This is a genomic window from Streptomyces javensis, from assembly GCF_039525925.1.
In the GTDB taxonomy this organism is placed as follows: Bacteria; Actinomycetota; Actinomycetes; order Streptomycetales; family Streptomycetaceae; genus Streptomyces; species Streptomyces asiaticus.
Map to the genome: position 1 here is coordinate 21548 of NZ_BAAAIF010000048.1, position 24791 is coordinate 46338.

At 70.4% G+C, this 24791-nt stretch carries 23 protein-coding genes; 9 read left to right on the plus strand and 14 right to left on the minus strand.

The window, feature by feature from the left end; genetic code table 11:
- Positions 1 to 949: 949 nt before the first annotated feature.
- From ABD329_RS32640 to ABD329_RS32660, 5 genes are all read right to left on the minus strand, one after another.
- Complete coding sequence (locus tag ABD329_RS32640; protein WP_198277405.1) at positions 950 to 1999, minus strand: helix-turn-helix domain-containing protein; 1050 nt, start codon at positions 1997 to 1999, stop codon at positions 950 to 952.
- Positions 2000 to 2267: 268 nt separating this feature from the next.
- Positions 2268 to 3464, minus strand: coding sequence for an NsdA family TPR-like regulatory protein (locus ABD329_RS32645; protein ID WP_198277404.1), 1197 nt, complete (start codon positions 3462 to 3464; stop codon positions 2268 to 2270).
- Positions 3465 to 3893: 429 nt separating this feature from the next.
- The gene (locus ABD329_RS32650; protein ID WP_198277403.1) at positions 3894 to 4283 is read right to left on the minus strand and encodes a hypothetical protein; all 390 of its coding nucleotides are present in this window, start codon (positions 4281 to 4283) and stop codon (positions 3894 to 3896) included.
- Positions 4284 to 4510: 227 nt separating this feature from the next.
- The gene (locus ABD329_RS32655; RefSeq protein WP_164430520.1) at positions 4511 to 4840 is read right to left on the minus strand and encodes an antibiotic biosynthesis monooxygenase family protein; all 330 of its coding nucleotides are present in this window, start codon (positions 4838 to 4840) and stop codon (positions 4511 to 4513) included.
- 109 nt (positions 4841 to 4949) lie between these two features.
- Positions 4950 to 5933 (minus strand): zinc-dependent alcohol dehydrogenase family protein, encoded by a 984-nt coding sequence (locus ABD329_RS32660; RefSeq protein ID WP_198277402.1) that lies wholly within the window; start codon positions 5931 to 5933, stop codon positions 4950 to 4952.
- A gap of 125 nt (positions 5934 to 6058) precedes the next feature.
- Here ABD329_RS32660 and ABD329_RS32665 point away from each other — a divergent pair, with 125 nt between their 5' ends.
- Entirely contained in the window at positions 6059 to 6973 is a 915-nt protein-coding gene (locus tag ABD329_RS32665) for an AraC family transcriptional regulator (protein ID WP_198277401.1), read from the plus strand.
- Between the two features lie 31 nt (positions 6974 to 7004).
- Here the strand turns inward: ABD329_RS32665 and ABD329_RS32670 are convergent, their stop codons facing one another.
- The gene (locus tag ABD329_RS32670; RefSeq protein ID WP_344317310.1) at positions 7005 to 7415 is read right to left on the minus strand and encodes a DUF2000 family protein; all 411 of its coding nucleotides are present in this window, start codon (positions 7413 to 7415) and stop codon (positions 7005 to 7007) included.
- Between the two features lie 148 nt (positions 7416 to 7563).
- Here ABD329_RS32670 and ABD329_RS32675 point away from each other — a divergent pair, with 148 nt between their 5' ends.
- From ABD329_RS32675 to ABD329_RS32685, 3 genes are all read left to right on the plus strand, one after another.
- Entirely contained in the window at positions 7564 to 8376 is an 813-nt protein-coding gene (locus ABD329_RS32675; RefSeq protein WP_198278022.1) for an AraC family transcriptional regulator, read from the plus strand.
- Between the two features lie 275 nt (positions 8377 to 8651).
- The gene (locus ABD329_RS32680) at positions 8652 to 10736 is read left to right on the plus strand and encodes a bifunctional glycosyltransferase 87/phosphatase PAP2 family protein (RefSeq protein ID WP_198278018.1); all 2085 of its coding nucleotides are present in this window, start codon (positions 8652 to 8654) and stop codon (positions 10734 to 10736) included.
- A 99-nt stretch (positions 10737 to 10835) separates the two neighbouring features.
- On the plus strand, positions 10836 to 11468 hold the full coding sequence (locus ABD329_RS32685; RefSeq protein WP_198278017.1) for a superoxide dismutase family protein: 633 nt from the start codon (positions 10836 to 10838) through the stop codon (positions 11466 to 11468).
- Positions 11469 to 11515: 47 nt separating this feature from the next.
- Here the strand turns inward: ABD329_RS32685 and ABD329_RS32690 are convergent, their stop codons facing one another.
- Both ABD329_RS32690 and ABD329_RS32695 read right to left on the minus strand, forming a co-directional pair.
- Entirely contained in the window at positions 11516 to 12115 is a 600-nt protein-coding gene (locus tag ABD329_RS32690; protein ID WP_198278016.1) for an HD domain-containing protein, read from the minus strand.
- Positions 12116 to 12173: 58 nt separating this feature from the next.
- Complete coding sequence (locus ABD329_RS32695; protein ID WP_198278015.1) at positions 12174 to 13406, minus strand: cytochrome P450; 1233 nt, start codon at positions 13404 to 13406, stop codon at positions 12174 to 12176.
- A 250-nt stretch (positions 13407 to 13656) separates the two neighbouring features.
- Here ABD329_RS32695 and ABD329_RS32700 point away from each other — a divergent pair, with 250 nt between their 5' ends.
- Positions 13657 to 14826 (plus strand): steroid 3-ketoacyl-CoA thiolase, encoded by a 1170-nt coding sequence (locus ABD329_RS32700; protein WP_198278014.1) that lies wholly within the window; start codon positions 13657 to 13659, stop codon positions 14824 to 14826.
- 119 nt (positions 14827 to 14945) lie between these two features.
- Here ABD329_RS32700 and ABD329_RS32705 read toward each other — a convergent pair whose 3' ends face one another.
- Both ABD329_RS32705 and ABD329_RS32710 read right to left on the minus strand, forming a co-directional pair.
- Positions 14946 to 15485, minus strand: coding sequence for a GNAT family N-acetyltransferase (locus tag ABD329_RS32705; RefSeq protein ID WP_198278013.1), 540 nt, complete (start codon positions 15483 to 15485; stop codon positions 14946 to 14948).
- On the minus strand, positions 15470 to 16750 hold the full coding sequence (locus tag ABD329_RS32710; RefSeq protein WP_214665022.1) for an NsdA family TPR-like regulatory protein: 1281 nt from the start codon (positions 16748 to 16750) through the stop codon (positions 15470 to 15472). Before ABD329_RS32710 ends, ABD329_RS32705 begins: the two co-directional genes overlap by 16 nt.
- Positions 16751 to 16886: 136 nt before the next feature.
- Here ABD329_RS32710 and ABD329_RS32715 point away from each other — a divergent pair, with 136 nt between their 5' ends.
- The 3 genes from ABD329_RS32715 (at position 16887) to ABD329_RS32725 (ending at position 18680) form a co-directional block, all read left to right on the plus strand.
- Positions 16887 to 17300 (plus strand): ATP-binding protein, encoded by a 414-nt coding sequence (locus tag ABD329_RS32715; RefSeq protein WP_198278011.1) that lies wholly within the window; start codon positions 16887 to 16889, stop codon positions 17298 to 17300.
- 264 nt (positions 17301 to 17564) lie between these two features.
- The gene (locus tag ABD329_RS32720; RefSeq protein ID WP_198278010.1) at positions 17565 to 17711 is read left to right on the plus strand and encodes a hypothetical protein; all 147 of its coding nucleotides are present in this window, start codon (positions 17565 to 17567) and stop codon (positions 17709 to 17711) included.
- Positions 17712 to 18191: 480 nt separating this feature from the next.
- The gene (locus ABD329_RS32725) at positions 18192 to 18680 is read left to right on the plus strand and encodes a hypothetical protein (protein ID WP_198278009.1); all 489 of its coding nucleotides are present in this window, start codon (positions 18192 to 18194) and stop codon (positions 18678 to 18680) included.
- Positions 18681 to 18727: 47 nt separating this feature from the next.
- Here ABD329_RS32725 and ABD329_RS32730 read toward each other — a convergent pair whose 3' ends face one another.
- Positions 18728 to 19867: a UDP-N-acetylglucosamine--N-acetylmuramyl-(pentapeptide) pyrophosphoryl-undecaprenol N-acetylglucosamine transferase gene (locus ABD329_RS32730; RefSeq protein ID WP_309142758.1), complete on the minus strand. Its 1140-nt coding sequence runs from the start codon at positions 19865 to 19867 to the stop codon at positions 18728 to 18730.
- 373 nt (positions 19868 to 20240) lie between these two features.
- On the opposite strand from ABD329_RS32730, the gene ABD329_RS32735 reads away from it, so the two are divergent.
- Positions 20241 to 20807 (plus strand): hypothetical protein, encoded by a 567-nt coding sequence (locus tag ABD329_RS32735; RefSeq protein ID WP_246618561.1) that lies wholly within the window; start codon positions 20241 to 20243, stop codon positions 20805 to 20807.
- A 17-nt stretch (positions 20808 to 20824) separates the two neighbouring features.
- Here the strand turns inward: ABD329_RS32735 and ABD329_RS32740 are convergent, their stop codons facing one another.
- The 3 genes from ABD329_RS32740 to ABD329_RS32750 are packed head-to-tail and all read right to left on the minus strand — an operon-like array spanning position 20825 to position 24791.
- Positions 20825 to 21721 carry an ECF transporter S component gene (locus tag ABD329_RS32740; protein WP_198278008.1) on the minus strand — a complete coding sequence of 299 codons (897 nt, stop codon included), beginning with the start codon at positions 21719 to 21721 and terminating at the stop codon, positions 20825 to 20827.
- Positions 21718 to 23346 carry an ABC transporter ATP-binding protein gene (locus ABD329_RS32745; protein WP_198278007.1) on the minus strand — a complete coding sequence of 543 codons (1629 nt, stop codon included), beginning with the start codon at positions 23344 to 23346 and terminating at the stop codon, positions 21718 to 21720. The genes ABD329_RS32740 and ABD329_RS32745 overlap by 4 nt, the downstream gene beginning before the upstream one ends.
- The gene (locus ABD329_RS32750) at positions 23343 to 24791 is read right to left on the minus strand and encodes an energy-coupling factor transporter transmembrane component T (RefSeq protein WP_425574409.1); all 1449 of its coding nucleotides are present in this window, start codon (positions 24789 to 24791) and stop codon (positions 23343 to 23345) included. The genes ABD329_RS32745 and ABD329_RS32750 overlap by 4 nt, the downstream gene beginning before the upstream one ends.

Consider the following 24791-nt stretch of genomic DNA (forward strand, 5'->3'; position numbering starts at 1 on the left):
CTTGTTGCCAGGAGCGCGTAACAGACAGCTGAGGGGCGCAAGGCCCGGGCTGTTCGCCGACTGCTCGCCGGTGCAACCGCTGCCTCCCGAAGGTCTGAGAGGCCATGAGGTACCGGCGCGTGCCGCGCTGGACAGAGCGGCCGGATGCCTCGGCTGAGGGACTCTCATGCAGAAGGCCGACGTGGTCTACATGGACGTCCGCCTCATCGCCTGCTGATGCACCGGCACACCCCTGGTAGTTAGAGCCTATGGCCTCATCCGCGCCGCCCCCGGGCGGCGCGGCAGCCCGCCGTGATGTTTCTGCGAACTGACTCTAGGAGCGTTGCTGCCGTCGGTCTTTAGCAATGAGCGCACCCTTACCGGGCAAGGGGTGCACTGCCGGGCGCGCACCGCCGGGCTGGCTGACGGCCTGCTGAAGCGTCGTTCGACGGGGTTGATTACTGCGATGGGTCCCACCTGCTGGTGAACACGATTGCTGACAGGTACCTCCTGGCCTCGGAGCCGTACAGGATGATCTCCCCCATCAGGATCGGGGCGTCCGCTGGCCGAGTAGAGGCGCTCCCGCGTAGAGGGGCCGGTGAGGTTGGCGGCTCGACTGCGCGGTGGACGCACCCTCGGTGGGGCCGACCCTTCAGAAGGGGGTGTCGAGGCTTTCGGTGCCGCGGTCGACCTCCACGAACACCCCCCGGCGCGCGGCCTCGGTGAGGGCCGCCTCGGCACGGGCCCTCCTGTCAGGGGGGTGGGCGTGCCGAAGACCGGGCGCGCCTCTTCCCTCTACCGGGGCGCGCATCTGTCCCACCCGTTGCGGGCGGTGGGTCCGCGGCTGCAGGGACGGCGGTGTGTCGCCCACCGCCGGGGCGGTGGTGGGCTGAGGCTGGGGAACGGAGGAAGTGGGGTGGATCCGAGGAACCCCGTCCCGAGGCCGAGGCAGCCGTTGCGAACAGTCTGCTCACCGGTCGTGCCCGGAGGCATCGGCTACCGGATCGCGGAGGTCGCCTCCTGCCCCGGGGTGGGGACCGGCGTCTGGTAAGTCGATGGCACAGCGACGCTCGGACCGGTAGTCCCTGGGCGGCACGCCGTAGGCGCCTCGGAAGGCGCGGGTGAAATCGGCGTGACGCGCGAAGCCCCAGCGCGCGGCGATGGCATGGATGGGAGTGGCGTGCTGGGTGGGGTCGGTGAGGTCGCGGGCTGCGTGTTCGAGGCGTTGGTGGCGGATCCAGGCAACGACGGTGCGGTCTTCGTTGCGGAAGATGCGGTGCAAGTACCTGACCGAGATGTGGTGCGCGGCGGCGATCGTGCTCGGGGTGAGCTTGGGGTCGGGCAGGTTCTGGCGGATGAAGGCCTTGATGCGCAGCGCGAGGTTCCGCTGTCGGGTTTCTGACGGAAGGGCATGCTCGGCATCGAGGGCCTGGGCGAAGAGTGCGCAGGCCAGGTCGGCTAAGACTGTGCCCAGCCGAGGTCCGTCGGCGGGGGTCAGGGAACCTGAGTCGGCGACCAGACGGGCGAGGAACTGGGTGAACAGGGCGCCGATGCCTTCCCGTCCCGGCATCGGCCGACCGAGCAGCTGGTCGGCCTGCTTGGGCAGGAGAGCCTTGGGTATGTTGATGCCCACACCGGAGAACAGCCCGTTGTCGTTGGTCGAGTAGAGGTGGAAGGGCTGTGAACTGTCGAAGAAGTGCAACTCATACGGGGCGAACGAGGCGGTCTGTCCAGCGCACTCAACGTGATTGACCCCGCGCAGGGGGAGCGCGATGTGGAACTGCTCGGGATCGGACCGGCGAATAAGCTTCGGCGTGCGGTAGAAGTGCAAGGGTTGGTAGACCGTGGGCCATACCTGCACTGCACCGAGTGTAATCACGCGCTGGTATGCAAGGTACTCGGCAGCGTGATCGCTGCGTAGTTCCAGTGGTATATGCGTTGTGCTGATGAGTTCACACCAGTGATCGAACCGGTCTGCTCTTGGCAATTTTTCGCTGCGGAAAATCGTCTCGGTCAGCATAGTCCCCTCTCCATGAGCCTTCGGTCATTCGGCTTGAGCAGTGAGACGCTGGGTTGCCATGCCCAACCGTGCGAGTGCGGCCGGCCGTTCTGCGTCCCGTCACGGAATCGGGGCCCGTCCTGCACTCCATTCCGGCGCGGGCAGCGACGAGCCTAGCCCCTCCAGTTGGGTGACAGGCCACGACTGCGGCGTCCCAACTATGGGTCCCCCGCAGCAGCATACAAGCCGCCTCTACGGCCGACGGCGTGACCACAGCGCGCCGTTGGTATCACAGCGTGAATGGGTCCTCGTCGAGCTTTTCCGCCAGGTGCTCAAGGGTGTCCGTAAGGCTTGACGGTGCACCGTTCAGCCTTTCGCGCTGCTTCGCGACGTGACCGATGAGGCGGAGGGTCCGTCCCGAGGAGATCGAGGGTGCGGCGGTGACCAGGGACCTGACGATGTCTTCCGCGTCGCGCCAGGCATTGACGTCCAGTAGGCATTGGGCGAGCCGTGCGACTCGCTCGCTTGAGTAGCCAGTCGTGACGTCACGCCCTGGTTGTACGGATTGCAGTAGTAGCTCGATTGCTTTCTGTACGTCACCGGCGATCTGAAGTGTGTGACCCCACTGGCGGTCAATTTCCCCGCGGGTCACCCACCATGCCCAGTCCGGTTCGCCAACATCGTTACTGTCCTCGATGAGCGACCGGGCGCGTTCGAGCGACTCGATCGCATCCGAAGTACGTCCTGTACCGACCAGTCCCTTGGCCTCACGGATGCGGAACATCGCCTCGACGCGTGGGGACAGCCGCCTACGGTTGAGCACCGACCGGGCGATGGACAGCGCCTCTTGGTTCCGTCCGCGCCATTCACTTTGCATCGCCATGTTCTGTAGCGTCAGCAATTCGATGGAGCGATCCCCGGAGAGTCTCGCGAGCAACAGAGCCTCATGATTGAAGCGCTGGGCGGCGTCGTCTCTTTCCGCGTCCCACAGAGCCCAACCGGCGACTTCGGCGAGTTCCGCAGCCGCCGACTGAATGTCACGCTCGTACCGGTGATCGTAGTCTCCGGCTCCGAGCCGCCGATGCACGACCTTGAACGCGCGGCCTGCGGGCTCCGCGACGGATACTCCGCCGAGTTCGTTGTCCAGGACGACCAGCCGATGGGAAGTCTCCCGGATGGCCTGTACGAAGTCGGCTCCGCGTGCCTCGTTGAGTCTGAGTATCCGATCAGTGAGGGCCGGTGATTCAGTCGCGTCCGGTGAATCCGTCGGCGGTGCTACTCGTATCGCGATTGCGGCGAGTTCCCCGTCTGTCTTGAGCAGGTGGTCCAACGCCGTGACGAGTTGCCTTGACGGCTGCTGTTTCCCGCAGAGAACGCGGGACAGATACGCGTGGTCGTAGTTCAGATGGCGGGCAACTGCCCGAACACTCATGTCCCGGTCACGGAGCAGGTCGCGGACTCGTCGGCTGAACTCCCCGCTGTTCATGGGGACCAGGGTACGGCTTGTCACCGCCCAGTCACCAGGCGATCACCAACCGCGACCGCGCATTCCCGGTTGTCTTGACGTACGCAAGGACCGCTAACGGGAGCGCCAACATGTCGGACACGGTGAAGGGCCGCGCGATGATGACCATGCGCGTGTCGCGGGACGGCAGGAAGACCTACGGGCCGACGCGCGTGGTCAGGACCACCGAACCCCTGAGGCCGATTGAGACATCGGTGTGGCCGCCATGCCGGTGCGCCCGATGCGTATCGGGTCAAGTGGCCGGCCGTCAGTCGCGGTGACGGGGCTGACGGCCTCGGAGTTGTCACACTGGCACCCATTCCGAGGCCGTAGCCATGCCCGAGGGGCAGATCCTCACACCTCGCGCGTGATCAACCACCCGACAGGCTCGCAGGCCCCCGAGTCGTCAGATCAGGGGGTCGTGCAGATGACGAACGCTCTGATGGACTCGTTCACGGTGTTGGTGTTGGTACCGCGCACGGTCCAAGTATTGCCGCTGGCAAAGGAGTCGGTGAAGAAGATCTTGAAAGCTGAGGTTGTACCCCCGCCGCCCGTGGGCACCTGGCCGGCTGGGCAGGCGACGCTGGCCACACCGTTCCCTCCAGGGGGGACGGTGACAAAGGGCCCGAAGAACTGCTGGTGCGGGGCCAGTAGCGACGGGCTGGCAGCTGTCTTCGCCGATGTGGTGACGTCCGCCGTCTTGCCGCCGGAGCCGTCATCGGCGAGGGCGGTCGTCGCGCCTCCGATGAGGACGCCGGCGGCGGCGAGAGCAGCCAGAGCGAGGGTAGTGGTACGAACCATCCTGACCTCCTGAATCCGGGCCCCGCCCCCTTGATGGACGCGGAAGCTCCAGTTCCGAAGGTACTCAGCGGAGTTGCCTGACCACAGGACGTACAGGTAGTGCGACGGGGGCGTGCAGGAGCATGGACAGCCACCACTGCATACCGGCCCGCCTCGGTAGCCACCCCCTGACCCGCCGGCCCCCTGGCGAAGGCCAGGGAGCCGGCGGTGGTGGCAAGGGGCCCGGGTCAGCCCTGCTTGGGCGCGGCCTGCTGGACGACCTCGAAGGACCACAGGGTGGAGCCGGACGCGGCGGGCTTCTGCTGCGGGGCGTCCTCGCCGCCGCGCTGGTGGGCCGCCTTCATCGGGCCCTCCATCCACGCCTGGAAGTCCTCCTCACTGCGCCAGCGCGTATAGACGAGGTACTGGTCGGTCCCCTCGACCGGACGCAGCAGCTCGAACCACTCGAAGCCGTCGGAGCCCTCCACGGACCCGGCGCGCGACGCGAAGCGCTTCTCCAGCACCTCGCGCTGTTCCTCCGGCACGGTCAGCACATTGATCTTTACAACGCTGGGCACTAGACACCTCTCACGCGGCGGACGCCGGGTCGGCGCCCTGGACTCGACTCTGTGCGCAGTCTGCTACATCCGGCGGTCAAGGACGTGTGAAGACGGCGCTCAGTGGCGCTCAGTGGCTGATGACGACCTTGCCGAAGCGTGGGCCCTTCTCGAAGTGCGCGAACGCCTCCACGGCATCCTCGAACGGGAAGACGCGGTCGATGACGGGCCGGAGCCGGTGCTGACCGATGGCCTTGTTCATCCGTTCGAAGTCGCTCCGGCTGCCGACGCTGATCGACCGGAGGGTCGCGGCGCGACGGAAGAACCGCGTCACGTCCATGCCACCGCCCGCCGCCAGATTGCCGACGAGGGCGATCTGACCGCCGTGGGCGACGGCGTCGATGGACTGGGAGAGCGTTCCGGCACCGCCGATCTCGACGACGCGGTCGGCGCCGCCGTCGGTGAGTTCCCGTACCCGCGTGCCCCACTCCGGTGTGCTGGTGTAGTCGATGACGTCGGATGCGCCAAGAGCGCTGAGGCGTTGGGCCTTGGCGTCACTGGACGTCGTGGCCAGGACGCGTGCGCCGACCAGGCGGGCGAACTGTAGCGCGAAGACCGATACCCCGCCCGAGCCCTGGACCAGGAGAGCGTCCCCGGGGCCGACGCCGCTTACGGCCGACCACGCGGTGAGCGCGGCGCACGGAAGCGTGGCGGCTTCCTCGAAGGACAGGTGGTCCGGCACGGCGACCAGGCTCTGCTCGTCGAGGGTGAGGTATTCGGTGAGCCAGCCGTCGCGGTGGGTGCCGCGCAGCTGCCCCCACTCGGGGAACGGACCGTAAAGCCAGGTCGGGTGGAAGGTGCCCACGACGCGGTCCCCGATGCGGAAGCGCGAGACTCCCTCCCCGACCGCCTCCACGACGCCCGCGCCGTCGGAGAGCGGGATGCGTCCGGGCGGCACGTCGACGGCGTACCGGCCGGTGACGATGAGCAGATCGCGTGCGTTGAGGGAGCTGGCCTTCACTCGTACGAGCACTTCGCCCGCTGACGGGCTCGGCACCGGGCGCTCCGACGAGGCGATCAGACCACCGCCAGGTCCCATCTGGAATGTACGCATTTGGCACCCTTCGTTCGTGTGTCGCCTCCACGATAGGCACGTTCGGCTGGACGATCTGTATCTTGGCGTCCATGGTTTGGCGCAGATCGTCCAGGGGAGGTGAGGGGAGACCCAAGGGAGTGGAGATGGATCCGATCGATGACCTTCTCGCCACGATGAAGATCGAGGACGCGCGGTATGTGCGAGTGGATGCCCGTGCGCCCTGGGGAATCTCGTTCCCTCCCCGGCACCTCGCCCGGCTGGTCCTGATCTCCCGTGGTGCGTGCCGGCTCGTCGCGGACACGCTCGCCGGGCCGCAGCGGCTGGAGACGAACGACTGCTTCCTGGTCCGGGCGGGGGTGAGATTCACGCTTCAGGACGAGGCGGGCAGCGAGGTCGTGGACTGCGACGGACTGGTCTCCCAGGTCCCCGGCGACTCGGCGCGGGTCGGGGGTGACGGTGAGCTCACGCAGATCGTCTCCACCCGGTTCGCCTTCGACGCCGTGGCGGCAGAACCGCTCTTCGCGCTCCTGCCGCCGGTGTTCCGGCTGAATCTGGACGACGCGTCCAGTCACCTCCTGCGCACCACGTTCGACCTCATCGCGCGGGAGAGCGCGGTGGGCGGGCTCGGTGGTGGCTTCATCATGAGCCGTCTGTCCGATGTGCTCTTCGTCCAGGCGCTGCGGACCTGTTGTACGGATGTCGGCGGCGGGACCGTCGGCTGGATCGCCGCGCTGCGGGATCCGCGACTGGCGGTTGCCATGGAGGCGTTGCACGCGGACCTGGCCCATCCGTGGACGGTCGACGAACTCGCCCGCACGGCGGGGATGTCACGCTCGGCGTTCGCCGCCCTGTTCAAGGAGAGGACGGGGGACACCCCGCTGGGCTACCTCACGGCATGGCGCATGTACCGGGTCAAGGTCCTGCTCCGCGAGACGCAGCTGAGTGTCCAGGAGATCGCTGTCCGCGTCGGATACGACACCGGCAGCGCGTTGAGCCGTGCCTTTTCGGGCAGGGAGGGCGTCACCCCCGGCGCCTGGCGGAAGCTGACGGGCCGTTGAGCCGTCGGCGGCGCCTCACCCGGGCCGGCCCTCAGCCGTGCAGCCGCAAGCCCTTCGTCACCTTGTCCACCTGGCCGCGCGGCCCGTAGACGGCGAGGCCGACCAGGTTCAGCGCGTCGGCGTCGACGGCGCGGACCGTGGCGCGGTTGTCGTCCTCGTTGTCGGTGCCGAAGAGGTCCTCGGTGTAGAGGGACATCGGCAGGTCGCGGGTGAGGGCGCGGGCGTGGGTGCGGGTGAGGGCGGGGGCGTCGGCGGCGTAGACGAGGACCGGTTCGCGGAACATCGGAAGGTAGACATTGCCCGAGGCGTCCTCGTACGGCTTGCCGACGATCTCGTCCGAGGCGTGCGCCAGGCCGCTGGAGAGGAAGGCGGTCACGTTCAGCTTCTGCCAGTCGGCGAGGTCGGAGCGGACGATGACGGCGATCTTGGTGTCGAAGCGCATGCCGTCACTCTCGCCACTGCCGCGACCTGCGGTCTTGAACGCTCGTGCGGCACGGCACAATGGATCCGTGGGTGGAGTCGGAGAAGGGGAGCGGGGCCGGGAGGACTGGGCCCGGTACTGGCGTGATCCCGACCGGCCCGTGGAGGCCATGCACGCGCACTTTTTCAGCCATCGTTTCCATCCCCACAGCCATGACACCTACTCCTTCGCCGTGACCGAGGTCGGCGCCCAGCGCTTCCGGTGCCGGGGTGCGCTGCGCACCAGCGGGGCGGGGATGGTGATGGTCTTCAATCCCGACGATCCGCACGACGGGGAGGCGGCCGCCGAGCTCGGCTACAAGTACCGAATCGTCCATATAGGTCCCGATGTGGTGCGGAACGTCCTCGCCGATGTGGCCGACAGCGCGGACGGCCGGGCGGCGCTGCCGCTGTTCGACCGGCCCGTGGTCTCCGATCCGCTGCTGCCCCGCGCCCTGCTGCGGCTGCACACCGCCCTGGTCGGCGGCGCCGGGCCGCTGGTGCGGGACGAGCGGCTGACCGCGGCCGTCGGGGCGATGGTGCGGCGCGGGGCCACCGGGCCGCTGTGGGCCCGGGAACTGCCGGACGGGAGCGGTGAGCAGGTCCGGGCCGCGCGGCGGGCCAGGGCGCTGCTGGAGGAGGCGTACGCGGAGGAGATCCCGGCGACGCGGCTCGCGGAGGCCGCCGGATGCAGCCGCTTCGCGCTCTACCGGGCGTTCCGCGCCGCGTACGGGATGGCGCCGAGCGACTTCCAGCGGCAGCTCCGGCTGCGCCGGGCGCGCGGGCTGCTGGTGGCGGGCAGCAGCGCGGCGGAGGCCGCGGCCCAGGCCGGGTTCGCCGACCAGGCCCACTTCCACCGCTGGTTCGTCCGGTGCTTCGGTGTGACGCCGGGAACATTCCAGCGCGCGGCGAGTCCCGATTCGCGGCGCACCCCGCGGCCCTGATGAAATTGGGCCGGACCATACGGACCCTCGCGGAGCGCAAGGACCCTGCCCAAGCCTGACATCTTTCGGACAACCCCGGACGACAGTCAGGTGAAGAGGGGGTGTTCGGCGTCTGAGTAGTGGGCTCAGTAGGGTCTCCAAGCATCCGGGACAGATGAAGAGGGCGAGTGGGGGAGCGGCACGGCGTGGCGAACGTGGAGCGGAGCGGACTGGGGAGAAGCCCGGACACGGGGCCGGCCCCCGGCGCCGTAGGGGCGCGGACGTCGCGGACCAGAATGGGGCTCGTGGCCCTGTGGCTCCTGGCGGGGGTGCTGGCGGTCCGTCAGGCGGCGGCGGTGCTGCGGCTGCCGCCCGATGAGCGGCTGACCGATCTGGAGACCTGGATCGGCGACCAGGGTGTGCTGCATGTCAGCGGATCGCTGTACGACGGGGACTCCTTCACCGGCACCCCGTTCTCCGGACTGGTCCTCAAACCGCTGACCCGGGCCGCGGAGCAGAGCCTCGGGGTCGCCTGGACCTTCGGCACCCTGCTGCTGGTCGTGGTCCTCGGGCTGGTCGTGGCCCGGTCGCTGCCCGGCCCGGTCTCCCGCCGCACCTCGCTGATCGCCGCACCGCTGGCCATCAGCCTGCTGGTGCTCTCGCTTCCGGTGCGCAACACCTTCACCCTCGGCCAGACCAGCATCATCCCGGTGCTCCTGGTCGTCCTCACCGTGCTGCCCAGCACCTCCGGGCGGCAGGCCGGTGTGCTCATCGGAGTGGCCGCGGCGCTCCAGCCCGCGCTGCTGCTGTTCGCCGTCGTACTGTGGCTGATCGGACGGCGCCGGGCCGCCGCGCTCGCGGGCGCCACGTTCGCCGCCTGCACCGCGCTCGCCTGGGCGGCCATGCCGCACGACTCGTGGACGTACTGGGGGCACCACATCGGCGGCTTCGGGCTCGGCGCCCCCGCCGACAGCCTGGCCAACCAGTCGCTGCACGGGCTGCTGCTGCGCATCGGCCTCGAGGGCCCGATGGAGCTCGCGCTGCTGACCGTGCTCGCGGTCGCGGTCGCGGTGATCGGCCTGCGGCGCGCGGTGCGCTACGCGAGGGACGGACAGCTGCTGCTCGCCGCCGCCATCACCGGCAGCGTGGCGCTCGCGGTCTCGCCCACCTCCTGGCTCCACCAGCAGCTGTGGATCCTGCTGGCCGCGGTCGGCCGGGTGGGGCGGCGCGGTTCCGACCGGCTGGTGTGGCCGGTTCTGGTCGTCCTGGCGATGTCGCTCAACCGCACCGCACTGCTGCCCGACATCGAGATCCTCGGCCATATCGGCTACAACGCGCCGTTGCTCGCCGCGCTCGCCGCCGCCTGTCTGGTGCCGTTCCTCTCCCGCACCTCGCCGCGGTGGGACGACCCCGAGCCGACGCCGGTCGCCGAACCGGCCCGGAGCCGCTTCGCCTGGGTGCCGCTGCTGCGCTTCCTCAAGCGGCCGCTGTCCCGCCCGAACCTGATGCTCGAGCTGATGCTGATCCGTGTCGGCTACTTCGCCTACTCCTGGATCCGCGGCCACGCCCCGGACGAGCGCAGCGTGGCCGAGGGCCACGGAGACCAGGTGCTCACCCTCGAGGGCTGGCTGCACATCGACATCGAGCACTGGTTCAACGCCATCGTGGCCGACACCGGATGGCTCAGAGACTTCATGAACTGGTACTACAGCACCTTCCACTTCCTGATCCCGCTGTCCCTGCTCGGCTGGCTCTATCTGCGCCGCCCCGCGACGTACCGCTGGGCCCGCACCCCGCTGGCCTTCGCCACGCTGCTCGCCCTGGTCGGCTTCTGGCTCTACCCGCTGGCCCCGCCCCGGCTGATGGGGCTCGGCTACGTGGACACCGCGCACGGCCCGCAGGACCTGAACAACCCGGACTTCGGCGCGCTCACCAAGCTGTCCAACCAGTACGCGGCCATGCCGTCGCTGCACGTGGGGTGGTCGCTGTGGTGCGGGGTGGTCATCGCGATCGTGGCGCCGTACGTCTGGGCGAAGGTGCTCGGCATCCTGTACCCGCTGCTGACCACGGCGGTCATCGTGGGCACCGCGAACCACTATGTGCTGGACGCGATCGGCGGCGCGGTCATCGTCACGGCCGGGTTCGCGTTGCAGTACGTGTTCCTCGGCGTGGGCGGGCGCCCGCACGAGGAGGCGCCGCCGCTGTCGGCGACGATGGGCGCCGCGGTCGCCCGGGCCAGGGGGCTGGTGCCGGGGCTGGTACGGCAGCGCGGCGGACAGCACGACGACGCCGAGCCCGGGGAGAAGGGCCGGTCAGGGGGCGGCGAGTCCCCCGAAAAGGGGGCCGGGGCTCGCGTTGAGCGGCATGACCAGCGGGTCTAGCGTGGTGAGAAGGGGGCGGAAAGGTGTGAAGACGCGTTAAACGGGGGGATCCGGGAATCGAGACGGGGAGCGGGGTCCCCGACCGAGGAGGGATCAAGGATGTCCCTGGTGAAGGCAGTAACCGCGGCGGTCGCGATGGGCGCCTCAATGGCCATCGCGACACCCGCGGTGGCCGCGCCGCCGCACCCCTTCGTCTTCGTCCACGACAGGTTCCAGCCGGCGTCGGAGGCGAAGCACGCCGGTGCGGTGACGTACGACAAGTCGCTGGTGCCGACGACCGCGTCGGTGTTCATCGCGGAGGCGCGGCTGAGCGGCAAGGGCATGATGAAGAACCACGAAGGTGGGGAGGGCCACGGCCACTACAAGATGCACAAGGGCACGTTCGTGTTCATCAGCGTGCGTGGCCTCGCGGCCGACCACCACTTCGGGATCCATGTCCATACGAAACCGTGTGGCACCAAGCCCGACTCGTCGGGGCCGCACTACCAGAACAAGCGGGACCCCAAGCAGCCCTCGACCAACCCGGACTACGCCAATCCGCACAACGAGGTGTGGCTGGGCCTCACCACCAGCGGCTCCGGCAAGGGCTGGGCCAAGTCGTGGGTGAAGTGGAACTTCCGGCCGGATGAGGCTCGTTCCGTGGTGATCCACAAGCATGCGACGGGCACCACGTCGGGGAAGGCCGGGCAGGCCGGCGCCCGGGTGGCGTGTGTGAACGTGCCGTTCAAGTAGGTCCGTCGGCGTCCACGGCGCTCGGTCTCGGTGGGGGCGGGCGGGCCTCACGGCGGCAGCAGTCCGCCCTCCACCGAGGCGTCCCTGACCTCCTCGTACAGCGCGCGCAGCGTCTCGCTCACGGCCACCCGCGGCAGATTCAGCCCGTCCAGCGCCTCGGCGTCCACGGGGGCGTGGCTGTCGGTGGCCATGTCGCCCCAGCCCTGGCCGGTCAGACAGCGCATCAGGGTGGGGTTGAGCCGATCCACCCCGCGCACCAGGCACGCCTCGGGCGTACGGCCCTCCTCGTACTCCCGCCACAGCGCCAGGAGTTCGGCGCCGAGCGGCGCGGGGAGCGCGGCGAAGCGCGGCGGCTCACCGCCCGCGGCGCCCCGCTCCACCGCGTCCATCTCGACGAGGTCGTGCATCAGGCACAGCTTGAGCATCTTGGTGAGGTCGAGCCGCTGCCCGGCCTCGCGCTCGAACTCGGCGTGCAGGATCCAGCTCACCATCGCCAGGTGCCAGGAGTGCTCGGCGACGCTCTCCTTGCGCTCCGGGGTGGCGTTGTTGGCGCGCTCGGTCTCACGGAGGCGGGCGGTGAGGGCTATGAAGTCGAAGAGTCTTCGCCGGTCGCCCGCCGCGCCGTGCGGGCCGTACATCTCGCTCATGGCGGTCAGTGTGCCCCCGCCCGGTGGGTTGTGGGACTTCTGGCGCGGCACGAACAGCTTACGTGTAGGTCACCCTGAGCTCCTTGATCCCGTTCAGCCAGGCCGAGCGCAGCCGCCGGGGCTCACCCGCGAGCCGGATGTCCGGAAGGGTGTCCGCGATGGCGTTGAAAATCAGCCGGATCTCCAGCTCCGCCAGGCTCTTGCCGAGGCAGAAGTGCGGTCCGCCGCCGCCGAAGCCGAGGTGGGGGTTGGGGTCGCGGGTGATGTCGAAGACCTCGGGTCCTTCGAAGACCTCGGGGTCGTTGTTGGCGGACGAGTAGAAGACGCCGACCCGCTGTCCCGCCTCGATGCGCTGTCCGCCGAGTTCGGTGTCCTGGGTGGCGGTGCGCTGGAAGGACATCACGGGGGTGGCCCAGCGCACGATCTCGTCGGCGGCGGTGGCGGGGCGCTCGGCCTTGAACAGCTCCCACTGGTCGGGGTGGGTGAGGAAGGCGTGCATCCCGTGGCTGATGGCGTTGCGCGTGGTCTCGTTGCCGGCGACCGCGAGCAGCAGTACGAAGAAGCCGAACTCGTCCGAGCCCAGATTGCCCTCGTCCTCGGCGGCCACCAGCCGGCTGACGATGTCCTTGGCCGGGCACGCCTTGCGGTCGGCGGCGAGGTTCATGGAGTACGAGATCAGCTCCATGGCCGACTCGGCGCCGATCTCCTCGGTGATGGCCAGTTCGGGATCGTCGTACGCGACCATCTTGTTGGACCAGTCGAAGATCTTGGAACGGTCCTGCTGGGGGATGCCGATGAGCTCGGCGATCGCCTGCAACGGCAGCTCGCAGGCCACATCGGTGACGAAGTCCCCGCTGCCGCTCTCCCTGGCCCCGGCCACGATGCGGGTGGCGCGGTCGCGCAGGGCGTCCTCGAGGGCGCGGATGGCGCGCGGGGTGAAGCCGCGCTGGACGATCTGGCGGACCCGGGTGTGCTCGGGCGGATCCATGTTCAGCATGATCAGCTTCTGGACGTCGATCTGATCGCGCTGGATGTGCTCGTTGAAGCGGATGATCGCGGTGTTGGCGTGGGAGGAGAAGATCTCCGGCCGGGTGGAGACCTCCTTGACGTCGGCATGGCGGGTGACGGCCCAGTAGCCGTCGTCGTCGAATCCGGCCACGCCGTGTGGCTGGGGGATCCAGCACACCGGGGCCGTCTGCCGCAGCCGGGCGAGCTCCGGGAGTGGCACCCGATGCTGATGGAGGTCGGGGTCGGTGAGGTCAAAGCCTTCGGGGAGCGCTGGACAGGACATCGGCCACTCCAGAGATCTGACGGCCTATCAGAAGTGTCCGCAAGGTAGTAACGGGTTCTACAAGTAGCAAGAGAAATCGCGGCCATTGTTTTGGGGGATCGGTGTCCCTCGAGGTCCGCTCAACCCCTGCACAACCCTTGCGCCGCCGGGTGGGGCCTCAGCAGACTGAGCCGAAGAACTAGAACGCGTACTAGTTCTGACGCGGGCGCTGCCGGGAGCCCCGCGGATGCGATGAGAGGACGAGACAGCCATGGCCGCCGAACCCGTCATCGTCGAAGCCGTCCGCACGCCCATCGGCAAGCGCGGAGGCGCGCTCGCCAATCTCCACCCCGCCTATCTGCTCGGCGAGACCTACCGCGAACTCCTCGCCCGCACCGGCATTCAGCCCGACTGCGTCGAGCAGATCGTCGGCGGCACGGTCACCCACGCCGGGGAGCAGTCGATGAACCCCGCACGCACCGCCTGGCTGACGATGGGGCTGCCGTACGAGACCGCGGCGACGACGGTGGACTGTCAGTGCGGCTCTTCGCAGCAAGCCAATCATATGGTGGCCAACATGGTCGCCACCGGTGTCATCGACATCGGCATCGGCTGCGGCGTCGAGGCCATGTCGAGAGTGCCGCTGGGCAGCGGCTCCAAACACGGCCCGGGCAAACCGTTCCCCGAGGAGTGGAACGTGGATCTGCCCAATCAGTTCCAGGCCGCCGAACGCATCGCCCGCAACCGCGGGTTGACCCGCGAGAACGTGGACGCCCTCGGGCTGATCTCCCAGGAGCGGGCGGCGCGGGCCTGGGCCGAGGAGCGGTTCAAGCGCGAGACCTTCGCGGTGCAGGTGCCCACGACGGAGGAGGAGCAGGCGGCCGGCGAGGGCATGTGGCGCGCCGTCGACCGGGACGAGGGCCTGCGCGACACCAGCATGGAGGCGCTGGCCGGGCTCAAGCCCATCATGCCCACCGCCGTGCACACCGCGGGCAACTCCTCCCAGATCTCCGACGGCGCCTGCGCGGTCCTGTGGGCCTCCAAACGCATGGCCCGCGCCCTCAAACTCCGCCCCCGCGCCCGCATCGTGGCCCAGGCCCTGGTCGGCACCGATCCGCACTTCCACCTGGACGGGCCGATCGACGCCACGAAGGCGGTCCTGGGCAAGGCCGGGATGACCCTGAAGGACATCGACCTGATCGAGATCAACGAGGCGTTCGCCTCGGTGGTGCTGTCCTGGGCGAAAGTCTTCGAGCAGAACCTGGAGAAGGTGAACGTGAACGGCGGCGCGATCGCCCTGGGGCACCCCGTGGGGGCCACGGGGGCCCGCCTGATCACGACGGCGCTGCATGAACTGGAGCGCGCGGACAAGGAGTTCGCGCTCATCACGATGTGCGCGGGCGGGGCGCTGGCCACGGGGACGATCATTCAGCGGCTGTAGGGTTCGGGTGCGAACTCCAGCCGTCCGCCCGGCGGGCGGGGCCCTTCGGGAGCGCTCCCGAAGGGCGTGCGTCCGACGACGACGTGATCGCCGCTGACCGCAGGAAGAAGCGTTCGGGGTCAGGACAGGGGCAGCTCGGCGAGCATGACGGCGTAGACCGGGGAGTCCGGGAAGGGCTGGCGCTTCCCTACCTTGCGGAAGCCCCAGGACTCGTACAGGGCCTGGATCCGGGGGTGGTCGGGGTCCACGAGCAGCACTACGAGATCCTCGTCCCGCTTTTCCATCAATGTGCGGGTCAGCCGTTCTGCCACCCCCTTCTTGCGCCACCTCGGGATGACGGCCAGCTCGGAGTACGAGAAGGTCAGGTCCTTCGCGGGCACCGGATCAAGGTGCTCGCGCCACCACTCGCGACCCGGAACGGCCGGGGCGCCGTAGGCGAAGCCCACCGCCTTGTCGCCGTCGAACGCGATCACGCAGGAGAACTCCGGGTGCCCGCCCCAGTGGTCCACGAACCAGGGGAAGCGCTGGTTGAACTCGTCGTCCATCTCATCCGCATACGCGTCGGCGTGCACGTCGATTAGCGTCTGGCGGATCTCCGGCAGGTCCGCGTGGGTGAAATGGCGGACGTCCAGACCTGTGGCACTCAAGCTCGGCTCCATTCGGTTCGGTAGCGGTCGGCCCACTCCCGGGCGACGCTCGCGTTCGGGGCAAGGGTGATCAAGTCCCGGTAGTAGTCGCCGAGGAGGGAGCGCGTTCGGCCGGGGATCGGGTGCCCGGACATCAGCGTGAAGACGGTGGAGGCCGTGGCACACGCCTGGTCGATGTCGCGTTGGTGAAGCTGGGTCAGGGCGAGCCGTGCGGTGGCCAGGGCACGGTTGCGGCGGAACGCTTTCGGGATGCCCGCCAAGGCCTGGTGAGAGGCGGCCTCGCCCTCTACGGGTTCGCCGATCTTGTCCCGGACGATGGCCGTGAGGGCGAGCAGCTCGCCAGGCCCGTAGAAGGCGGTCCAGATCGGCCGGGGATCGCCCAGGGACGCCCTGCCCAATGCCTCGTGGGCGCACCCGAGGCGGCGTACGGCGGCCTGTCGGTCGCCAAGGTTGGCGTGTGCGAGCGCCGTCCGGACGTGGGCCAGAGAGGCGTAGAACGGATCCCGCCGGGCGATGGCCGTCGCCTGGGCCGCATAGCCGCAGTCGACGGCCTCGGTGTACGCACCACGGTGGTGGGAGAGACTGGAGTACAAGTTCCAGACCTGCATCTCGGCAACGGGATCCTTGGCCATCCCGGCCAGATAGAGCGCCCGCTCCAGCAGGCCGCGAGCCCGGTCGGTGCGCTTGTCGTCGATGGCGGACCAGGCGGCCTGGCACGTGTAGGTGGCGGCCACACTGAACAGCCGCTGGCGGATGCGCTGAGAGGCGCCCAGTTTCTGCTTCTCCAGCGCCTCGGCCGCCCCGGCAAGGGCCCTGCGCTCCAGTTCGTCGTGGCCTCCCCGTGCGGCGTCCACGGCCACCAGGGCGTCCAAGCCGGAACGGAGCCGGACCACGTCGGAGGTGCCTACGGAGTGCTGTGCGATGAGAGGGACGGCGACCGCGGCCGTCGTACCGGTGGTGGCAGTCAGGAAGTTCCTGCGCCTCACGGGATCCTCCGGTTCTGTGGCGGGGCATCTTGGGGCCGGTGGGACGAATCCCAGTTCTTCGGCCGTACATCCGAATACTGCCCCTAAGGCTGCCCGCTGCCGAGAGTGCGGCCAACGGGTCTTTCCGGTCAGCCAGTTACGGACCGTCCGGTCGCTGACCGTGCCTTCGTAGCCATTGCGGTGCAGATGAGTGTTCACCGCGTCCGCCAACCCGGCCTGGGTGAGCCCCCTCTCGCACATGGCGCTGATGAGGTTTTCGTTCCCCTCCACACACCCACCGTAGCGATGCATGCCCCCTCTGTGAGGGGAGTCGGCCGAGAATTTCCGGTTGGGCGGTTTGCACGCCCGATGGGTATTACCTCCCCTCGCGCGACGAGCCGTCGTTCACTCGGACAAGGCCGCTCACTTCGCACCCACTGAGGTCCTGATGTCCGTGACCGCTACACCTCGCCCCACCGGGCACCCCGGGTACTCCCAGACCATGCGCCGCGTACCGGAGAGCGCGGAGGCCGCCCGCACGCTGGTACGGACCGCACTGACCGCCTGGGGGCAGGAGGGCCTCATAGAGGGCGCCGCGCTGGTCATCACGGAACTGGTCTCCAACGCCGTCGACCACGCCCGTCTGGAGTCGATCCGCGTCGTCGTCACCCGACCGTCCGAGACGTTCATCCGGCTCGGCGTGGTGGACCGGTCCCGCAATATCCCCTACCTGCGGACGGACTCCAACGGTGACAACACCCGAGGCCGGGGGCTCTTGCTGGTCGACGCTCTCACGGACCGGTGGGGGACGGACCGATACCGCTGGGGCAAGCAGGTATGGGGCGAGATGAAGTGCGATTGATCATCCGCGGCGTCGACTGCCCGCAGCACGGCCGCCCGCGTGGCTCCAACGCGGCGTTCCGGGCCAGGCCGCAGGAGCGCTGCTGATGGCGGGTGGCGAGCGGACCGGGGTCGCCCTGCACGCTGAGGAGGCATGGTGGGCGGCTATCGAGCACGCTGCGGGCTGCCCGGCCTGCCAGACGCCCGGCGCTGTATGCGAGACCGGGGAGCGGCTGCTCAGCGTCTACGAGGAGGCAGCACGCCTGGCTCGGGCAGAGGAAGCCACATGAGGCGGCGCCGTCGGCGGTTGACCGCCGCGCGGGCCGGACTGCTCGCCTTCTGTGCCGCTCGCATGGACCTAATGCTCTGCGTGGTTCCCGCGCTGCTGGTGCTCGCGGTCTGGCTCTGCTTCGTGGTCGCCCCCACTCCATAAGGCGGGTGGGTCGCTGGTGGTCCGGGCCCCCGTACCGGACGACGGCCCCAGCGGCTCGCCCTCCAAGCCCCTGCGGTAGGAGCAGCCCAGGCGTAGCAGCCGCAGGGCAAGGACTCCGACCCCGATTTGGGGATCGCAAGGCCGGAGTCCCCCTTCAAGAAAGCTCGCCCCGGCCTCCCGCTTGCAGGCCAGTGGCCGGGACGAGCGCCGCGCCATCGCGCGGGGACACCCCTGCGCGAGTGAACCCACAGGAGACCCAATGCGATTACAGCATGTCGTCGTCCGTCAGGACCCGGAGGACGGCGACACCATGCCGGACACGGATACCCCGTCACCGAGTGGTGGGACGCCTGGCGACTCGGACGACGGGCGCCAGTACGTGAGGTAACTGGCGTCACGCGCGAGGTAAGCGGCGGCCCGCCCCGGACGGATCTCCACCCGGCCGGGGCGGGCCGCTCCCACTACCAGGAGGTACCCCGGATGACCGCTCCGCCCCCGCCCATGCCGGCTCACTGGCACTGCTACCGCTGGACCGGAGAGCGCCGCACATATGACGACGAGTCCGCCCGGCGGCCACCGCACCTCGTCGTACAGGACATCTCGCCCCAGGAGTGGCGGCAGATCGCGGCGGCCAGCCCCGCCTTCATGGCCAGCGAGGTGCCCCCGCTGGAGGTACCTCACTGGCTGCTCCGCCCGGCCAGAATGATCAAGGCCACCTTCGAGGCACCCGACAAGGCCTCCGCCTGGTACAGAGACCAGGTCAGCGACTTAAGCCCGTCCTTCCTCACCGACCACGACAAGGACTCGACCCGGCAGTCCGAGTGGTTCGCGGCAGCGGATGACCGGCTCAGCTGGGGCGGTGATGTCGTCGGCGGGTGGTACCTGCGAGGTACTGGTTTCGCCTCGGTGCAGGTCGTCGCATGCACCGCGAACCGCATCCGCCCGGCAATCCCCTGCCCGATGCGCTGACGGGTTCCGAGCGCCTGGACGGGCACATCGTGAGCCGCCCCGGTCGCTCATCCGCCGGACGCGGCGGACAGGAGCACGTCCACGAGTCTGTCCGCCGCGTCCGGCCGTCCGTGCGCCCGGGCCGCCTCTGCCATCCCCGCGCGCCGCGCCGGGTCGGTCAGGAGCGGCCCGAGTGCGTTCTGCAACCGGGCCGCAGTGACCTCTCCCTCCAGCGCGACGGCGGCGCCAGCGGCCTCGAGGTGCTGGGCGTTGTGCGCCTGTTCGTTCCCCGCCGAGGTGGCGAGTGGCACAAAGATCGCGGGCTTGCCGAGGGCGGTGAGCTCCGCGAGAGTGCCGGCACCGCTACGGGAGACCACGACGTCGGCGAGCGCCAGGACGTCAGGGAGCTCCGGGCCGACGAACCCGGTGAGGAAGTACCGGCCGGTGAGGTGCTGCGGGAGCCCGGCTGCGGTCGCGCGCAGGGCCTCGACGTTCGTCGGGCCGCACTGGTGAATGATGTTGGCTCGTTCCAGGAGCCACGGGAGGGCGTCCCGGATCACATCGTTGATCTGCTGTGCGCCTTGGGCGCCGCCGGTGACGTACAGCGTCGGGAGCCGCCGGTCGAAGCCGGCCAACCCGAGCCCGACGACCGCCTTCTCCGCGTGGCCGGCCAGCACTTCCGGCCGCACTGGGTTCCCGGTGACAACGGCCGCAGACCGTACAGCCTCCGGGAGGAGCGGGAGCGTCGACTCCGACGACACGGCGATCCGCGCCGCCGAACCGGCCAGCTTCCGGTTCGCCAGCCCGAGCCGCACGGTCTGCTCGTGCAGCACCAGCGGACGCTTGCACATCCGCGCCGCCAGCCCGGCCGGGACGGCGACGTACCCGCCGGTCGCGAGGACGACGTCCGGCCGGAAGTCCGACACGATCTTGCGGGCCTGAGCGACACCGAGCGGTACCCGCGCCATGTCCTTGACATTCGCCGGGCTGATCATCTTGAGCGGGTTCGCGGACCGGCGGATCTTGCCCGTCGCGACCGTCGTGAAGGCGATGCCCTCGGCCGGGGCGACGCGGGCCTCCAGCCCGTCAGGCGTGCCGATCCAGAGGACATCGAGCGCGCGGCGCTCGGCCGCCAGCCGGGCCTGCAACGCCCGAACCGCAGTCAAGGCAGGGTAGGTGTGGCCGCCAGTACCTCCGCCCGTGACGATGAGGCGGAAGGTACTCGGCAGACGGGAAGCTGGTTCGTTCACCCCGCGCACCCTACTGGCTCGACCGCAGCCCGGAGGACGATTCGAGCCGCGCGAGCGCTACTCGACCGGAATCCCGGGCTTGGATTTCGGCGGTATCGATTCCTCGGCGGTGCCCCTTGGGGCGCCGCCGTTTTCGTTGCCTGGAATCGTCAATCCACGGTGACCGCCCTCGCCGTAACGGGGGTTAGATCGCATAGGTGTTCATGTAGTACGAGCACATGAAAAGCCTTTAAGGACGGCTAATCTCTGGGATGTCATCGGATTGGCCTCTTGAGGTGGTTTGCGGGGAATCGCACACCTTGTGTGGCCGGAGTCGAAGGGAAGCGACGACATGTCAGCTCGCCGAATGCTCACCGGTACCTTCCTGGGGCTGGGAGCCCTGGCCCTGGCCGCCACGGCGGTCGCCCCGGCGGCCAACGCCGCGCCCGTCCCCGTGACGAGCCTCAACTGCGACGGCGATACCTACAAGTGCACGGCCAACCTGCGGTTCGGTGACGGAAGGTGGGTCGCGCAGTGGAATGTGAACGTATTCCACCAGAGCGCGGCGAGCCATCAGCGGGCCACCCGGTCGGCGGACGCGCCGCACATCGCCGCGGCCCCGGTCCCGGTCACGACCCTCACCTGTGACGGGGACACCTACAAGTGCACCGCCGGGCTGCAGTTCGGCGACGGCAGGTGGGTCGCCCAGTGGAACGCCAATGTGTTCCACCAGGCCGTGTCCCATGCCGTGTCCGCCGCGTCGGCGAAGACGGTCAAGGCGCCGCGGGAGGCCGCCGCCCCGGTGCCGGTGACCGCCCTGAACTGTGACGGGGACACCTACAAGTGCACGGCCAACCTGCGGTTCGGTGACGGCAGGTGGGTCGCCCAGTGGGATGCCAGCGTCTTCCACCAGAACTGACGCGCCACCAGCGGCGATCAAGGGCCCGGTGCGGACAACGCGCCGGGCCCGCTCGGTTGCCCGTCCTCGAACGCCACCGGCGCCTCGAAGGCCGCCCGGCGCGTGGCCCGGCGCAGTGCTCGCAGCACCGGTCCGCCGAGGGTGAGGGTGAGCGCCGTCGTGACCAGGGCGCGCGGCAGGTCCCAGCCCAGCGAGGTGGCCAGGCAGTACGCCACGAAGCGGGCCAGGTTCTCGCCGAGCGGGTCGCCGGGGACGTAGGAGATCCCCGAGGCCATGCCCTGCATCAGGGTCCAGCCCTGGAGGTTCATGACCGTTCCGTAGGCCACGGACGCCACCGCCCCGTACCCCGCGAGCAGCAGCGACTCCGCCCGGCCGCGCAGCCGGGCGGCGCCGGGGAGCAGCCCCGCGCCCATCGTCACCCAGCCCATCGCCAGCATCTGGAACGGCATCCACGGGCCCACCCCGCCCGTGAGCAGCGCGGACGCGAACATCGAGACGGCGCCGAGGACAAAGCCGAAACCGGGGCCCAGCACCCGTCCCGAGAGCACCATCAGGAAGAACATCGGCTCGATCCCGGCCGTCCCGGCGCCCAGCGGCCGCAGGGCCGCGCCCGCCGCCGCCAGTACCCCGAGCATCGCGACGGCCTTGGCGTCCAGACCGGTGTCCGCGATGGTGGCCACGACCACGGCCAGCAGGAGCGGGAGCAGCGCGGCGAACAGCCAGGGCGCGTCGGCGGCGTGGGTGGTGATCCCGGAGTCGCCCGGTGCGAACAGCGGCCAGCCGAAGGCGACGACACCGATCGCGGAGACGAGCGCGAGCGCCGCCACCGAGCGCGGGCCGAGGCGTATGGCCTTCGTCCCGCCGTCGCACTCCGGCTCCGTCCGGCGCGGTCCGCCCGGCGCTGTCCCGCTCATGGGGCCTCCTCCGGGGCCAGCGCCTCGCGTACCTGCGGCACCGTCAGCCACGGCAGCGGCGCCAGCACCTTGGCCACCTGCGGGGCGAAGGCGGGGGAGGAGACCACCACCTCCGCCGTGGGGCCGTCCGCGACCACCTCGCCCTCGGCCAGGATGACGACGCGGTGGGCGAGTTCGGCGGCGAGCTCCACATCGTGGGTGGCCAGTACGGTCGCGTGGCCGTCCGCGGCCAGCCCGCGTACCACCTGCACCAGGCGCGCCTTCGCCGCGTAGTCCAGCCCGCGCGTGGGCTCGTCGAGCAGCAGCAGCGGCGGGCGGGCGGTGAGGATGACGGACAGGGCCAGCGCCAGCCGCTGCCCCTCCGACAGGTCGCGCGGATGGGCGGTGTCCGCCACCTCCGGCAGCAGCCGGCCGACCAGCTCACGGCAGGTGCCGGGGGCCGCGCCCGCGTCCTGGTCGGCCGCCGCGCACTCGGCGGCGACGGTGTCCGCGTAGAGCAGATCGCGCGGCTCCTGCGGTACGAGGCCCACCTGGCGCAGCAGTTGGGCGGGGCGGGTGCGGTGCGGTACGACCCGGTCCGGGCCGACGCGCACCGAGCCCGAGGCGGGTTCGTGCAGCCCGACCAGGCTCGCCAGCAGCGTGGACTTGCCCGCGCCGTTGCGCCCCATCAGCGCCACCGTCTCGCCCGGCCGCACCGTCAGGTCCACCCCGCGCAGCGCCGCCACCCGGCCGTGGCGTACGGACAGCCGCGCCACCTCGCCCACCGGCCCGCCCGGCGGCGGATCGGCCACCGGCCGCGGGGTGAGCGGTGCGAGCCGTTCCCGCAGTGGCCCCGCCTTGCGGCGGGCGTCCCGTACCGACAGTGGCACCGGTGAGGGCCACCCCGCGAGGGCGCCCAGCGCCACCACGGGCGGCTGGACGGGCGACACCGGCAGCAGCTCGGCCGGTGCGCCGGTCAGCGGGGCGGCGCCGGGGGAGCGGAGCAGGATCATCTGGTCCGCGTACTGCGCCACCCGCTCGAGGCGGTGTTCGGCCATCAGGACCGTGGTGCCCAGGTCGTACACCAGCCGCTGGAGCACGGCCAGCACCTCCTCGGCCGCGGCCGGGTCCAGCGCGGAGGTCGGCTCGTCCAGCACGAGGACGCGCGGGTGGGTGGTGAGCACCGAGCCGATCGCCACGCGCTGCCGCTGCCCGCCGGAGAGCGTGGCGATGGGCCGGTCCCGCAGCTCGGCGAGGCCCAGCAGGTCCAGCGTCTCCTCGACCCGGCGGCGCATGGTGTCTGGGGCGATGCCGAGCGACTCCATGCCGTACGCCAGCTCGTCCTCGACGGTGTCGGTGACGAAGTGCGCGAGCGGATCCTGGCCCACGGTGCCGACGACGTCGGCGAGTTCGCGCGGCTTGTGGGTACGGGTGTCCCGGCCCGCGACGGTGACGCGGCCGCGCAGGGTGCCACCGGTGAAATGCGGTACGAGACCGGAGACGGCCCCGAGGAGTGTCGACTTACCGACTCCGGACGGGCCCACGAGCAGACACAGCTCGCCCTCGGGGACGGTCAGATCCACCCCCGCCAGCGCGGGCCGCGCCGCACCGTCGTAGTGGACCGAGACCTGCTCGAAGCGGATCACGGACTGGCCTCCTCGGCCCCGTCCTCGGCGCGCTCGTCCGCTCGCTCGCCGTGCGGGGTGTGTGTGGTGGGGGTGGGGTGGCTGTCGGGGTCGGGGTCGGGGTCGGGGTTGGGGGCTCGGGACGGCTCCGTGGCCGTGTCGCCGGGCTCGGGGCGTGGCTCGGTGGCGGGTCGGGTGCCGGTGTCCAGGGGGCCGGGGCGGTCCCGGGCTTGGGCCGGTCCGGCGGGGGGCTCGTCCGGCGGGGCCGGTGCACGGGGCATGCCCGGGGGTGGTTCCGTTGTCGCGTCGGCGGGCTGCGGGTGTCGCTCGATTGCGGGCCGGGTGCCGGTGCGCACGGGGTCTGCGCGCCCTCGGTCCCGGGCTTGGGCCGGTCCGGCGGGGGGCTCGTCCGGCGGGGCCGGTGTCGGTGCCGGGGAAGCGAAGGCCGGGAGCAGGCCCAGGAGCACGGCCGCCGCGGGCCACAGCGGCAGGGTCGGGGTGGTGAGCGGGACGACCGATGGCTGGAGGGCCTCCGGGGCGTGGGAGGCGGCGCGGATCATCAGGGCAGCGACCGCCGCCCCCGACCCCGCCACCAGCCACGCCCGCACGCCCCAGCGGTCCGGGCGGTAGCGGCTGCGCACCGAGCGGCGGCCGCCCAGCCACAGACCGCCGAGCGCGGCGGCGAGTCCGGCGAGCAGCAGCGGCAGACCGTAGTCCGCGCCCTCGGCCGCGAGCAGGCCGTACGTACCGCAGCAGACGCCGAGCAGCCCGCCCAGCGTCAGCGCGGTGGTGGTACGGGCGACGGCGGGCGGGACCTGGGCGGTGCGGCCGTAGCCGCGCGCGTCCATCGCCGCCGCCAGGGCCACGGAGCGTTCCAACGCGCCCTCCAGCACCGGCAGTCCGACCTGGAGCAGGGCCTTCACCCCGCGGTCGGGGCGGCCGCGCAGCCTGCGGGCGGAGCGCAGCCGAGTCACGTCGGCCACCAGATGGGGTGCGAAGGTCATCGCCACCACGACCGCGACCCCGGCCTCGTAGAGCGCGCCGGGCAGCGACTTGAGCAGCCGCGCCGGGCTGGCGAGGGCGTTCGCGGCGCCGACGCAGATCAGCAGGGTGGCCAGCCGCAGCCCGTCGTACAGCGCGAACACCAGCCCCTCGGCCGACACCCGGCCCCCGATGCGCACGCCCTGCGCCCAGTGGGGCAGCGGGACTTCGGGGAGCGTGAAGAGCACCCGCGTCCCGGGGATCGGCGAGCCGAAGAAGACCGCGAAGAACAGCCGGATGGCCAGCACGACGAGACCGAGCTTGAGGAACGCGGTGTACGCGCGGGCCCATGGCGCGTCCGTGCGGCGCACGGCCACCACATAGCCCGCGACCGCGATCAACAGCCCGAGTAGCAGCGGGTTGGTGGTCCGGGACGCGGCCGTGGCCAGCCCGAGCGCCCACAGCCACCAGGCCCCGGCGTGCAG